Below are 13,352 nucleotides of genomic sequence, written 5' to 3' on the forward strand. Positions count from 1 at the left end.
AATAATCGACGGAATGATATTTATAACTTTTCTCTTTTTTTAAAAGTGCAACTACTGCGGAAGTATCAAGTAAAATATGTTCTGATTTTAACAATATTTTATTCTTTTGCTGCATCTTCTTTTCTCATAAGTTTTAATTCTTTGTTTAAGTCAACATGTTTATATTTATCTAATATATTTCGTGCTTTTTCTATATTTGAATAAAAAGTTGATACTATTAATAAATTTTATATTTCGATAGTTTCTCATTTTTTCACATCACGTACTTTGAAAAAGCTATAAGATAAAGTAAGTACTTTTACATCTCTCATTTCAGGATCGTTTTCGAAATCCTTATCTATATAAAACGTGACTGGCATTAAAACTTTTTCACCGGCTTTTAATAATTGTTCTTCGAAACAAAAACAATGAATTTTTACAAAATATTTTCCTGCTTTATTAGGAGTAACATTATAAATTGAAGTTCCTATAATATCGTTATTACTTAAATTTTCTGTTTCATAAAAAACTAAGGTGTTTTGTCCTGGAACAATCTGGACTCGCTGCTGTCTTGGAATAAAACGCCAAGGGAGATTTTTATCGACATTAGCATCAAACTCAATAATTATAGGTCTGGTTCCTTTGACTTTAGAGTAAATAGTTGCTGTTTCTCTGTTAGTAGTACCGCCATATCCCGTAACTTTACAAAATAAGTTATAAAGCGGTACGGCAGCAAAGCTAAGTAGTACCATACTAACTATTAGTCCTAACAAGGAAAACGCTAAGCTTTTATTAGATTTTTTAGACATTATTTGATTTTATTTAAAAATACTCTAGAAATAGTTTATTTTAGAACATATATATGATATTATAAATAAAAAAATATGCGAGGTTAATAATGACCAATATTAGTAATGCATTAGCAATCTCTAGTGAATCAGGCTTTTACAGCTACTTACAGAAAATTAACAAAATCCCTTCGCTAACACAAGAAGAAGAATTTTTACTGGCTAAATCTTATTTAGAGCAGAATGATCTGCAAGCTGCACATAAGCTAGTAACTAGCCATCTTAAGTTAGTTGCAAAAATTGCAACTGGTTATAGAACTTACGGTCTTCCTGTTACTGAACTAGTATCAGAAGGTAATATAGGGCTAATGCAAGCAGTGAAAAAATTTAACCCTGAACTTGGTTTTCGTTTATCAACATATGCTATGTGGTGGATTAAAGCCGCTATCCAAGAATATATATTAAAATCTTGGTCATTAGTAAAGATGGGTACGACTGCTGCACAGAAAAAATTATTTTTCAGCCTTAGTAAAATTAAAAATAAAATCACTAATTTATATTCAAGAGCTATTACAAGTGATGATTTTGTTCAAATCGCTGATGAGCTAGGCGTTTCAGTTAGCGAAGTTTCTGATATGAATATAAGACTTTCTGGTTCTGATTTATCGTTAAATAATACTATAAATAATGACAATGCAAGCTCAGGCGAATTGATAGAACTATTGCCTGAAACACGTCCAAGCCCTGAAACTATAGCCATTAACAAAGAAGATATGACTCATAAGAGAGCTTTATTGTCTAGTGCTATGAAAGTTTTAAACGCCAGAGAATTACGTATTTTAACAGAACGTAAATTACAAGATACCCCTAAAACCCTAGATGTTTTGAGTAGTGAATATAATATTTCTAAAGAACGTATTAGACAAATAGAAAACACCGCTTTTGAAAAGATAAAGAAATTTATTTTGAGTAGTGATGCTATTAAAGCTAACTAGATTTTTAATAGGAAAACATAATGGAAGCATTAATTTCAGAAGAAGATTATCGTAATATGGAAGAAACTTTGTACTTACTATTCTATTCCAAATATGCATAAGTCTATAGTTGAAGGGCGAAAAGAACCAATAGAAAAGTGTAGCGATAAACTAGATTGGTAATTTTTTATAAATGTATATAATTCGTTACACTAAACAAGCACAGAAAGATGCTAAAAAAATAGCACGAGCTGGTTTAAATATGTTCGTCATCGCGAGGAAATTACGCCAGTAATTAACAAAGCAAGGAAGTATAAAAAATGCTAATTTTTAGCATTTTTTTTTATTATTTTTCTGTTTCTACACTCCTTTTTGCTCACAATGACATTATTATGAAACAACCAGTAGTATACATTATTACTAACAAAAGAAATGGTACTTTGGTATGTTGGAGTAACTTCTAATCTTACTAAACGTATATATGAGCATAAAAATGAACTTTTAAAAGGATTCTCTAAAAAGTATGATTGTAAAATGCTGGTGTTTTAGTTACATGACACTATGATATCAGCAATCACAAGGGAAAAGCAAATATACTACTAATAAATGAAGAATTGGATAGACGAAGTTTTATTTGGAAAAGAGCAAGGAGTTCATAAGACGAGGAGCGGAGCGTATACTTAATACGTGAGCACCACAGTACTTATGGACGACGTAGCCAATTTTTCAAATAAAACAAGTATAAAAGGCGGTTCAAGAAAAAGAAAGTTGGAACTTATTGAAGAAATAAATCAAGAATGGATAGATTTATATGAAAAGATTATTTATACTTCTTTGCTTCGTCAATTACTGACGTAATTTCCTCACAATGATGGTGTAAGTATTATGACTAAAATCTCAGCTTTTATCATTACTAAAAATGAAGCTGCAAGGATAGAGCGGGCTATAAATAGCGTAAAAAATATTGCTGATGAGGTAATAGTAGTAGATAGTGAAAGTACTGATGAGACTGTAGCAATCGCTGAAAATTTAGGAGCTAAGGTAGTAGTCAAGCCATGGCTTGGTTATGTAGGGCAGAAATCTTTTGCTGAAACTATATGTAAAAATGATTGGATTCTTAATATTGATGCTGATGAAGAACTTTCTAAAGAGCTGCAAGACGAAATAGAATATATTTTTGCCTCTCAAAATCAAGATCGTTATTTGGCTTATCAAATAAAGCTTTTAATAATGCATCGTAATGATATACGCCCTAGAATTTTTGCTCCTTATAATAAATGCACCAGATTGTATAATAAAAATTTTGCTAGTTTTGCAAATACTATGAATAGTACCACTCATGATTCGGTAGTATTTAACAAGGATGTTGATTTTGCAAATAAAATCTATACATTAAATGAAGCTGCTTATCACTATTCAGGTACTTCAATTGAGCAGTTAGTAGCTAAAGCAAATTTTTATTCCGGTGAGCAAGCAAAGGATTTGATTAAACAAGGTAAAAACCCATCAAATATTCGGATAGCAACCGAAATGATATGGTGGTTTTTCAAAGCATTTTTTATTAGAAGATATTTTGTATTTGGCTTTGATGGTTTTGTAGATTCAATGATTTTTGCTTTTGCAAGATTTTTGCGACTTGCGAAGTTGAGAGAGTCAAAAAATGTCATTGCGAGGAGCAAAGCGACAAAGCAATCTCGTTAATCATCCCGAGATTGTGCACGTACAAAACTTGCAGTTTCTCCTCACAATGACGATTTGGAAAATAAAAAAGTAATTATGAAAGAAAATTTTAACGTTAGTAAATTAAAAAACGGCTTAACGATTTTAACATATAATATGCCTTATGTTAATTCGGTAGCAATAAATTTGATAGCCAAAGTTGGTAGCCGTTATGAAAATCTAGAAGAAGAAGGAATATCTCATTTTCTTGAACATATGGCTTTTAAAGGCACTAAAACCAGAACAGCAAAACAAATAGCTGAAGAGTTTGACTCTATAGGGGGGCATTTTAATGCTTATACTGGTCATGAAAAGACAGTATATTATTCAAGAGTGTTATATGAAAATTGTAATAAAGCATTAGCAATAATTGCTGACATAGTGCAAAATTGTGCTTTTGCTGAAGAAGAAATAGCAAAAGAGTATCAGGTAATTTTGCAAGAAATAGCACATGCTCAAGATAATCCTGATGATTTAGTATATGAGAAGTTTTATAATAGTGTGTTTAAAGACCAACCACTTGGTAAACCGATACTTGGAACAAGCAAAACGCTTGAGACTTTTAATAGGGATCATTTCTTAAACTTTACAGGTAAGCATTATAATGCTGAGAATTTTTATTTATCGATTGCAGGTAATGTTGATCACGATAAAATAGTAAAAGAAGCTGAGAAGTTATTTTCTTCTTTAAAACAAGGAGAGAAAAGTAATTTTTCGCCTGCAAAATATATAGGTGGTCATAGCTTTATAAATAAAGATTTAGAGCAAACCACTTTAATAGTAGGTTTTGAAGGAACATCTTACATTGATTTAGCAAAGCTTTACCAAACACAGCTACTTGCTATAATATTTGGTGGTGGGATGTCTTCAAGATTATTCCAGCATATTCGTGAAAAATTAGGGCTTGCATATGCAGTAGGTAGTTATAATAGTCCATATTTTGATAGCGGAGTATTTACTATTTATGCGAGTACCGCACATGACAAATTAGAGCTATTAGCCGCAGAGCTGAAGAACGAAATAAAGAGAATGACAGAGCAGGTAAAGCAAGAAGAGATAGAAAGAGCTAGAACCCAAATCCGTAGTAATTTACAAATGGCTCAGGAAAAAGTAGCCTATAAATCGGAAGAAATAGGCAAAAATTATGCTGTTTTCGGTAAATATATTTCACCTGAAGAGATAATGGAAATTATTATGAATATAAAAGCCGAAGATATTATACAAACAGCAGACCGAATATTTAGTACTAACTCTACATCTGCTATTATTGGTCCTAATAGCCTAAGCGGGTTTTAGTGATTTTGTTACGTAGATACCAAATTAAAACTGATCTATACGGAGCAAGCCTTAAGTAAGAATGACACCAATAGATCATCAATCCACATTACAAAATTCTAATTGATGACCAAGAATAAATTTTTTTACTTCCTCATGATTACCATATTCATCAAAAATTAAATGATACTCCTCGCAGCAGAGCTACGAGGTATCTATCCAAAAAGTTTTAACTGTTTTTGTTGAAATGCTTTATAAGAAGGTTTGCCTGAACCTTGATTTTTTACATAATTACGTAATTTCCGCTCATCACCATGTTTACATACTGTGCTCATAAAATATCCTTTACTCCAAAACTCACTTCCCCATAATTTTTCTTTAAGATTTGGATATTTCTTAAACATTTCCTTAGATGTAATACTTTTTATGATTTGAGTTATTTTTGTTGGGCTATACATTGGTATTGACTGTAGTAAAAAATGTACATGTTCTTTATCTACTCCTATTTCCAAAAATCTAATTTCATAACGAGCTTCTATGTCCTCACAAATTTTACATAAATAATCGTCTAGTTCCTCTTTGAATATTACTCTTCTATACTTTGCCGGTGTTACTAAATGATATATTAGTACTGTGACATTATCACTTTTATGTATATAACTGCTTTCTTCCATGCATCTAGTATATCACGAAGCAGACCTTCGGGGAATTAAACCCTAAGAGATTAATTGCTGTATTAGAAATTGTTTAACTTCTATAGCTTTTTTATTATCAAAACTTACGCTATGTTTGGTTCTAAATATCGTAAAGATGGAGAACGAAGCTGTTGTTGCATATAGTCATCTAAAAGCCCTAACTTTATTTGGTAGACCGTTTTACCTATTTTATTTGCAGTTCTTTTGAGAAAAGCCCAAACTAGAAATGCACAACTAATGTGATTACGTTGGATACGCTGTTTTCTGCATTGGTAACGTTCTATACCAGTCAGTTGCTTAATTTTTCTATGCATGCTCTCAATTACCCATCGCAAGCCAAACTCATCTTGTGCAGCTTTAGAAGATTTTTGAGTTTTGTTATTGGTAACAACATAATCAACTCTGTTGGTAGAAACAGTAAATTTAAACAAATTAACATGCTTATTTTTGGCAAATCCTTTTATATGAATCTCCATTCCATTCTTAATTTCTTCATCTGAAAACGTCAACTTGCTAACAGCTTTATAAGGCTCGTAATCACACGTTTTACTAACATTTCTATTGGCTTTAATAGGGGCATAATAATATTTGCCCAAGGAGTCAACATGTTGCATAATTTTGTGTGTAGCATACCATGTGTCAAAAAGTACAGTTTGAAAAGGAATCTTTTTACTATAAACAGCATTATTGAACATCTTTAGTAGGTGATCTAGTTTCGTCGCTCCATCATGATCAGGTGAAAAAATGCGATAATCTATTACCCAAAACTTATCAATATCGGGGTTATAATATACAAGACTCACTACTCCTATACCGGTAGTAACTCCACCTGTAGCTCCACTATACTGCGATCTAGCAACCTCTATTTTCTTTGTGTTCCTTTTGTTTAACACCGTATCATCAAATATTGTATATCCGTTAGATGAAAAGATAACATCATTCTTAATGTGTTCCCATAACAAAGAAGGAGTATATTTTTCATTTTCTAAAAATCTATTAATAACATCATGGCTACATTTCTTGGCATGTTCAGCGTAGTAGGTTAAACTATAATTCTTTTGGCTAATTGTTAAAAATTGACAGTAATCTGTTCTATTAATTGGTATTGCTTGCAATCTGTTCCTCTTTGACATGTTTAATTATTCTTACAATAATTTATCACTCTTCCACTCATAGCGTAAGTTTTGTTATCTAGCTGTTTAAATAAACATGCTATTGTTTCTATAGCCGCACTTACAAGTGGTATAGATGAAAATTTCTCACTTATTTCATTTATTTCTTTTGGACTAAACTTCAGAAAATCTTTTCTAAACTTTTTTATATTATTTTGTGAAAGTACATTTTTAGTATTACAAATCTCTTTAATATCAAATAAAAATTCATTACCCATAAATTTAGGCTATTAAGCCTTTCACTTGTGAATTCCATAATTTTTGGTAAAGCTTACTATTTTTTAGCAGCTCTGCGTGGCTACCATCTTCAGTAATACTACCTTTATCAAAAACTAAAATCCTATCCATATTAAGCAGAGTTGATAACCTATGAGCGATAACTATCACAGTTTTATTTTGCATTAAATATTCCATTGATTCTTGGATTAAGCTTTCTGTTTCGCTATCTAGGCTACTTGTTGCTTCATCAAGAATTAGGATAGGTGCGTTTTTTAAAATAGCTCTTGCTATAATAATTCTCTGACGCTGACCACCCGAAAGATTATTTCCTCGCTCACCACACATAGTATCGTACTCTTCTGGCAACTTACTGATCACATCATGTATGTGGGCAGCTTTTGCTGCTTCAATTACTTCTTCAAGTGACGCTTCTTTACGACCATATCTAATATTTTCCAAAATGGTACGATGGAAAAGTATCGGCTCTTGTGGGATAAGGCTAATAGCTTTTCTTAAAGAATCTTGCGTCACATTTTTAATATTTTGACCATCAATTAAAATCATTCCTTCTTCTATATCATGTAATCTAGTAATTAAGCTGATAAATGTAGTTTTACCTGAGCCAGAAAAACCAACTAATCCTACTTTTTGCTTACTTGGAATTAATACTGATTTATTATGAAACAAATTATTATTGTGATGATAATTAAAGGTAACATTTCTAAATTCAATGATGCCGTCTTTTATATCTAAAGGAGATGCATTTTCTATGTCAGTTATAATATGCGGTCCCATCAACGATAGACCTTGGTTAAAAGCTCCTACTTGCTCAAACATATCACCGATTTCTTGGGTTAAATCCCAAATATTATCCGATACGTTTATGCATAATGTTAATACTAGCACACAATCACCTATGGTTATAGCTAGCTCGCTACGTAGGGTTGACAGGTAATAAATCATGACAAAAATCATTATAGAGCAAGAAGTGCCAAGAGCGTAACGTAGTTTGAACATAAAAAATTGCATAGTTTGCTCATCAGCTACAGCATTCTCTACCCTTGTTTCTAAATGTTGACGCTCGAATTTATGAGAGGTAAACATCCTGACCGCATTAATATTGCTAATTGCATCAACAATACTACCAGCAACAAGCGATTGGCTTCGTGCATAATTTAGCGAATATCTATTAATGTTACCTGAAAATAAAACGCTAAGCCCTAAGAAAACTGTAATCCATATAATAAATATGGTGGCAAAAATATAATGTACTGAATATAAAGCAACTAATGCAAAAGCAATAATTGCTAGTTTACGGAGAATTTTTTCACCAAATATTGAAATGATCATTTCAAATGATCTAGCAGTTTCGGTAATTCTATTGCTAATATGCCCTGCTAGATTGTCTTGAAAGAATTTATGGCTGTGATATTGAGTATAATTATAAAGTTCGTTTAATATTTTTCCTTTAATAACAGGCATGGTTTTTAGATATAAATAATCGTATGAGCGGTAAGCGATATTAATCCCCTCCCACCAAAGAGCATAAAACACTGCCCAATAAATCATTGAAGATAAAAGATTATGTGCATTATCGTCACTGAATGACTCAATTAAATCGATAATCTTTTGCAGTAATATACTATCAACTGCCGGAATCATACCAAATATGATACAACTAGCAGTTAATAAGAGAATTTTAACTTTATCGAATTTTAAAAAATAAATACCTAAACTAAGCGTCGATTTGGATAAAGTAGGATATTTTATCACTATAATGTTACCTCATATTTTAAAAAATCAGTGTATTTAACTTAATTTTTTTGTAAAAATATACCTAAAACTATTAAATATATTGAAAAGTCTTGCTTCTTGCTTTAAATAGTGTTACAAAAATCAGAAAATAAACTCAAAATCATTAGAAATGCAGGAGAAAGAATTATCTAATAATTTTTTAGAAGAACAAGAAGACATGAAAGATGATAATTCTCCATTCTTCGATGTAAAATATATTTGCCAAGCAAGTCTGTTAATTACTGATTCTATCTGTAAAGGATATGATGTTACGCAATTGCCAAACGGTGATGTTAATGTTACAGAAGTAAGAATAGTAAATGTTCATTATAATTGGAACTCCGAAAAAGGAAAATTTGTTAAAACTAATCAGATAGAATTTGATAATAGCAAAGGCGGATAATTAAATCAAATACAGAAGTTTTTAATTATGGTTTTGTAATATATGGAATTTGATCAAGTATTATTATCAAGAATTCAGTTTGCTTTTACCATAAGCTTTCATATCATATTTCCGGCATTTACTATAGGTCTTGCAAGCTTTTTGGCAGTCATTGAAGGTTTATGGTTAAAAACAGGAAAAACTGTTTATCAGGAAATATATAAATTCTGGGTAAAGATTTTTGCAGTTACTTTCGGTATGGGGGTAGTTTCTGGCGTTGTAATGTCGTATCAATTTGGTACTAATTGGTCGAATTTTTCTTATAAGGTAGGCAACGTACTTGGTCCATTACTCGGCTTTGAAGTTTTTACCGCTTTCTTTTTAGAATCCTCGTTTCTTGGCATCATGTTATTTGGCTTTAATAAAGTCAGCAAAAAAGTACATTTTATTTCTACTTTAATAGTTGCTATCGGTACTGTTATCTCAGCTTTTTGGATACTTTCAGCTATTAGCTGGATGCACACACCTACCGGCTTTGAAATTAAGAGTGACGGGCTTTTTTATCCTTTAAATTGGCTTGAAATTATCTTTAATCCCTCTTTCCCGTATCGTTTTTTTCACATGCTTACGGCAGCTTATCTAACCACTTCGTTTGTTATTGGCGGCGTAGGGAGCTTTTATTTGTTAAATAACCGATATAAAGAACATGCTAAAATTATGTTTTTTATGGCAGTATTAATGGCATTATTTGTTGCTCCTGTTCAAGTATTTATTGGGGATCAGCATGGCTTAAATACTCTTAAATATCAGCCTGTTAAAGTTTCAGCTATGGAAGGAATTTGGGATACAGAAAAAGGAGCAGCTTTAAATATTATTGGCTTTCCGGATAAAGAAGAGGAAAAAACAAAATATGCTGTGCAAATACCATATGCTAGTAGCTTAATCTTAACTCATAGTTTGAACGGTGAAATAAAGGGACTAAAAGAGTGGTCAAAAGATGAACGTCCACCGGTTGCTACAGTATTTTATAGCTTCCGTATTATGGTTGGGATTGGTTTCTTAATGGTATTTACAGGAATCGCTGGATTATATCTTTATTTAAAGAAAAGATTATATAATGCTAAATGGTTTCAATATTGGTATATGTTAATGTCACCATCAGGCTTTATTGCAGTACTAGCCGGTTGGTTTGTTACTGAAGTAGGCAGACAACCTTATATTGTCTATAATATTCTAAGAACTGCCGATATGGCATCGCCGGTGCTAGGCAAATATGTATTTATTTCCTTAATGGCTTTTGTAGTAGTATATGCTATTGTTTTTGGTGCAGGAATGTATTACATATTACGCCTAATCAAACAAGGAATAAAAGTTATAGATAATTCAGAAACATATGGAAAACTTGGTTTAAATAATCCGTTCTAAATTTCTGGTCTAAAACAATCTTCATAAATGATTTGTTCTTTATTAGAACTTTTTTATTTGTTGGACTCCTCTATTTTTCTTTTCAGTTTTTCTATTTCTTCTGTTGAAAGTTTAGTATACTTAATTATTTTTTCTATAGGTTCATTATATATTAGCATTTCTTTTGCTATCTCAGCAGCTTTTTTCATTTCTGCTTTTTTTAAGGTATTAGCCTTGATCATAAGCCACTTTAAGCGATCTTCATAAGTGTTTCGCTCTTCCTCCTCGTTAAAATTCATACTTTTAAATACCACTTATTTGTTGGACTCTTCTATTTCTTTTTTCAGTCAAAACTTACGCTATGTTTGGTTCTAAATATCGTAAAGATGGAGAACGAAGCTGTTGTTGCATATAGTCATCTAAAAGCCCTAACTTTATTTGGTAGACCGTTTTACCTATTTTATTTGCAGTTCTTTTGAGAAAAGCCCAAACTAGAAATGCACAACTAATGTGATTACGTTGGATACGCTGTTTTCTGCATTGGCAACGTTCTATACCAGTCAGTTGCTTAATTTTTCTATGCATGCTCTCAATTACCCATCGCAAGCCAAACTCATCTTGTGCAGCTTTAGAAGATTTTTGAGTTTTGTTATTGGTAACAACATAATCAACTCTGTTGGTAGAAACAGTAAATTTAAACAAATTAACATGCTTATTTTTGGCAAATCCTTTTATATGAATCTCCATTCCATTCTTAATTTCTTCATCTGAAAACGTCAACTTGCTAACAGCTTTATAAGGCTCGTAATCACACGTTTTACTAACATTTCTATTGGCTTTAATAGGGGCATAATAATATTTGCCCAAGGAGTCAACATGTTGCATAATTTTGTGTGTAGCATACCATGTGTCAAAAAGTACAGTTTGAAAAGGAATCTTTTTACTATAAACAGCATTATTGAACATCTTTAGTAGGTGATCTAGTTTCGTCGCTCCATCATGATCAGGTGAAAAAATGCGATAATCTATTACCCAAAACTTATCAATATCGGGGTTATAATATACAAGACTCACTACTCCTATACCGGTAGTAACTCCACCTGTAGCTCCACTATACTGCGATCTAGCAACCTCTATTTTCTTTGTGTTCCTTTTGTTTAACACCGTATCATCAAATATTGTATATCCGTTAGATGAAAAGATAACATCATTCTTAATGTGTTCCCATAACAAAGAAGGAGTATATTTTTCATTTTCTAAAAATCTATTAATAACATCATGGCTACATTTCTTGGCATGTTCAGCGTAGTAGGTTAAACTATAATTCTTTTGGCTAATTGTTAAAAATTGACAGTAATCTGTTCTATTAATTGGTATTGCTTGCAATCTGTTCCTCTTTGACATGTTTAATTATTCTTACAATAATTTATCACTCTTCCACTCATAGCGTAAGTTTTGTTACTAAAAATAAAATATTAATATCTGATTTCCCAAATTTCCAGTTTGTTCGATCTATTGCTACAACATAATTTTCTATACAAAAAAAGCTTAATATCAATGATGCAACTTTCATATAATCAAAAGTAAATTCTTTCAAAAAACGATAAATCCTATGGGTTTTTGATGATATTTTAGCATCACCTACAATACCAAGGGCTAAACCTTTTTGATAAATAGAACTTCCAGTCATTAGACTGATTATCATTCCAGACAAACATTTTAATCTTGATTTATTTCTATCTATATATAAAAATGATACTCCTCGCAGCAGAGCTACGAGGTATCTATCCAAAAAGTTTTAACTGTTTTTGTTGAAATGCTTTATAAGAAGGTTTGCCTGAACCTTGATTTTTTACATAATTACGTAATTTCCGCTCATCACCATGTTTACATACTGTGCTCATAAAATATCCTTTACTCCAAAACTCACTTCCCCATAATTTTTCTTTAAGATTTGGATATTTCTTAAACATTTCCTTAGATGTAATACTTTTTATGATTTGAGTTATTTTTGTTGGGCTATACATTGGTATTGACTGTAGTAAAAAATGTACATGTTCTTTATCTACTCCTATTTCCAAAAATCTAATTTCATAACGAGCTTCTATGTCCTCACAAATTTTACATAAATAATCGTCTAGTTCCTCATTGAATATTACTCTTCTATACTTTGCCGGTGTTACTAAATGATATATTAGTACTATGACATTATGACTTTTATGTATATAACTGCTTTCTTCCATGCATCTAGTATATCACGAAGCAGACCTTCGGGGAATTAAACCCTAAGAGATTAATTCTCGAAGTAGTATTTGGTGCATTGTTTTCCAAAAAATCCACCTTATACTACTTTATTACCCTTTAAATCAACCTTTCTTCAACATCTCTACAAAATTGTAGGGTACTATGGCTCAAGAGTTACATTAAACCGATTAAGCTTAAGTGTCCTAGGACTAAACATCGAACTAATAAGAGATTAAATAATCGCGTTGAGAATGCACATCAACCAACTAGGCGAAAAGAGAAGATATTGATTAAATTTAAGCATCCTAATGCAGCACAATGTACATTATCACTGATGGGAAAAGTTAGAAATATATTTGCCGTAAATGTTGGAAGATATACTAAAACAGCACCTGACCAAAGAATTGCATTTGCATCCGCTAAATCCATTTGGGATGAAGCTACTCAAAGACTTCTTGCTGCCTGAAATCTAAAAATATTACTCTTTTTGACACTATGTTACTTAACTTGATGGTATGGACGCCAATGATAAGAAAGAACTTATCAACGGTTTTAAGTGATATTAAGATATCAAAGAACCAAAACCTAAGATAGGTTTGTAATTTTTAATAATTTTATAAAGGAGTCCATACCATGAGTAATTATAAAGTAATAGGAATTGATTATCCAGCTGATGGTTCAAACCTCCACCTTCAGGTGGAGAAACT

At 31.5% G+C, this 13,352-nt stretch carries 17 protein-coding genes and 1 pseudogene; 9 read left to right on the forward strand and 9 right to left on the reverse strand.

The window, feature by feature from the left end; translation table 11 throughout:
- Window positions 1-245 precede the first annotated feature (245 nt).
- Window positions 246-788, reverse strand: a complete 543-nt coding sequence (locus tag ACOAL3_RS05345) for a cytochrome c oxidase assembly protein (protein WP_419235578.1) — start codon at window positions 786-788, stop codon at window positions 246-248.
- Between the two features lie 89 nt (window positions 789-877).
- Between ACOAL3_RS05345 and rpoH the strand changes: the two genes are divergently transcribed.
- The 6 genes and pseudogenes from rpoH (at window position 878) to ACOAL3_RS05375 (ending at window position 4,756) form a co-directional block, all read left to right on the forward strand.
- On the forward strand, window positions 878-1,762 hold the full coding sequence (rpoH, locus tag ACOAL3_RS05350; RefSeq protein ID WP_419235579.1) for an RNA polymerase sigma factor RpoH: 885 nt from the start codon (window positions 878-880) through the stop codon (window positions 1,760-1,762).
- Window positions 1,763-1,791: 29 nt separating this feature from the next.
- Window positions 1,792-1,924, forward strand: a pseudogene (locus ACOAL3_RS05355) (prevent-host-death family protein); the annotation flags it as partial.
- 249 nt (window positions 1,925-2,173) lie between these two features.
- On the forward strand, window positions 2,174-2,290 hold the full coding sequence (locus ACOAL3_RS05360) for a GIY-YIG nuclease family protein (RefSeq protein WP_395476408.1): 117 nt from the start codon (window positions 2,174-2,176) through the stop codon (window positions 2,288-2,290).
- Window positions 2,291-2,446: 156 nt separating this feature from the next.
- Window positions 2,447-2,599 carry a GIY-YIG nuclease family protein gene (locus ACOAL3_RS05365; protein ID WP_419235580.1) on the forward strand — a complete coding sequence of 51 codons (153 nt, stop codon included), beginning with the start codon at window positions 2,447-2,449 and terminating at the stop codon, window positions 2,597-2,599.
- 27 nt (window positions 2,600-2,626) lie between these two features.
- Window positions 2,627-3,442 (forward strand): glycosyltransferase family 2 protein, encoded by an 816-nt coding sequence (locus ACOAL3_RS05370; RefSeq protein WP_395476410.1) that lies wholly within the window; start codon window positions 2,627-2,629, stop codon window positions 3,440-3,442.
- Window positions 3,443-3,517: 75 nt separating this feature from the next.
- Window positions 3,518-4,756, forward strand: a complete 1,239-nt coding sequence (locus tag ACOAL3_RS05375; protein WP_419235581.1) for a M16 family metallopeptidase — start codon at window positions 3,518-3,520, stop codon at window positions 4,754-4,756.
- A 194-nt stretch (window positions 4,757-4,950) separates the two neighbouring features.
- Here ACOAL3_RS05375 and tnpA (ACOAL3_RS05380) read toward each other — a convergent pair whose 3' ends face one another.
- The 4 genes from tnpA (ACOAL3_RS05380) to ACOAL3_RS05395 all read right to left on the reverse strand — a co-directional run bounded on the left by tnpA (ACOAL3_RS05380) (window position 4,951) and on the right by ACOAL3_RS05395 (window position 8,594).
- Window positions 4,951-5,409: an IS200/IS605 family transposase gene (gene tnpA, locus ACOAL3_RS05380; RefSeq protein WP_419234605.1), complete on the reverse strand. Its 459-nt coding sequence runs from the start codon at window positions 5,407-5,409 to the stop codon at window positions 4,951-4,953.
- Between the two features lie 104 nt (window positions 5,410-5,513).
- The gene (locus tag ACOAL3_RS05385) at window positions 5,514-6,545 is read right to left on the reverse strand and encodes an IS701 family transposase (RefSeq protein WP_473198142.1); all 1,032 of its coding nucleotides are present in this window, start codon (window positions 6,543-6,545) and stop codon (window positions 5,514-5,516) included.
- A gap of 20 nt (window positions 6,546-6,565) precedes the next feature.
- Window positions 6,566-6,820: a hypothetical protein gene (locus ACOAL3_RS05390; RefSeq protein ID WP_419234504.1), complete on the reverse strand. Its 255-nt coding sequence runs from the start codon at window positions 6,818-6,820 to the stop codon at window positions 6,566-6,568.
- Between the two features lie 4 nt (window positions 6,821-6,824).
- On the reverse strand, window positions 6,825-8,594 hold the full coding sequence (locus ACOAL3_RS05395; RefSeq protein WP_419234505.1) for an ABC transporter ATP-binding protein: 1,770 nt from the start codon (window positions 8,592-8,594) through the stop codon (window positions 6,825-6,827).
- A gap of 151 nt (window positions 8,595-8,745) precedes the next feature.
- On the opposite strand from ACOAL3_RS05395, the gene ACOAL3_RS05400 reads away from it, so the two are divergent.
- A complete protein-coding gene (locus tag ACOAL3_RS05400; protein WP_419234506.1) occupies window positions 8,746-9,018 on the forward strand; it encodes a DUF2671 domain-containing protein in 273 nt (90 codons plus the stop codon).
- Window positions 9,019-9,060: 42 nt separating this feature from the next.
- Entirely contained in the window at window positions 9,061-10,422 is a 1,362-nt protein-coding gene (locus tag ACOAL3_RS05405; protein WP_419234507.1) for a cytochrome ubiquinol oxidase subunit I, read from the forward strand.
- Between the two features lie 53 nt (window positions 10,423-10,475).
- Here the strand turns inward: ACOAL3_RS05405 and ACOAL3_RS05410 are convergent, their stop codons facing one another.
- From ACOAL3_RS05410 to tnpA (ACOAL3_RS05425), 4 genes are all read right to left on the reverse strand, one after another.
- Window positions 10,476-10,700, reverse strand: a complete 225-nt coding sequence (locus ACOAL3_RS05410; RefSeq protein WP_419234508.1) for a hypothetical protein — start codon at window positions 10,698-10,700, stop codon at window positions 10,476-10,478.
- A gap of 55 nt (window positions 10,701-10,755) precedes the next feature.
- Window positions 10,756-11,787, reverse strand: a complete 1,032-nt coding sequence (locus ACOAL3_RS05415; protein ID WP_473198140.1) for an IS701 family transposase — start codon at window positions 11,785-11,787, stop codon at window positions 10,756-10,758.
- 55 nt (window positions 11,788-11,842) lie between these two features.
- Complete coding sequence (locus ACOAL3_RS05420; RefSeq protein WP_419234510.1) at window positions 11,843-12,091, reverse strand: hypothetical protein; 249 nt, start codon at window positions 12,089-12,091, stop codon at window positions 11,843-11,845.
- A gap of 94 nt (window positions 12,092-12,185) precedes the next feature.
- Complete coding sequence (gene tnpA / locus ACOAL3_RS05425) at window positions 12,186-12,644, reverse strand: IS200/IS605 family transposase (RefSeq protein WP_419234511.1); 459 nt, start codon at window positions 12,642-12,644, stop codon at window positions 12,186-12,188.
- 287 nt (window positions 12,645-12,931) lie between these two features.
- On the opposite strand from tnpA (ACOAL3_RS05425), the gene ACOAL3_RS05430 reads away from it, so the two are divergent.
- The gene (locus tag ACOAL3_RS05430; protein WP_419234512.1) at window positions 12,932-13,111 is read left to right on the forward strand and encodes a transposase; all 180 of its coding nucleotides are present in this window, start codon (window positions 12,932-12,934) and stop codon (window positions 13,109-13,111) included.
- Window positions 13,112-13,352 lie beyond the last annotated feature (241 nt).

The organism is Rickettsia endosymbiont of Nabis limbatus, assembly GCF_965196655.1.
In the GTDB taxonomy this organism is placed as follows: domain Bacteria; phylum Pseudomonadota; class Alphaproteobacteria; order Rickettsiales; family Rickettsiaceae; genus Rickettsia.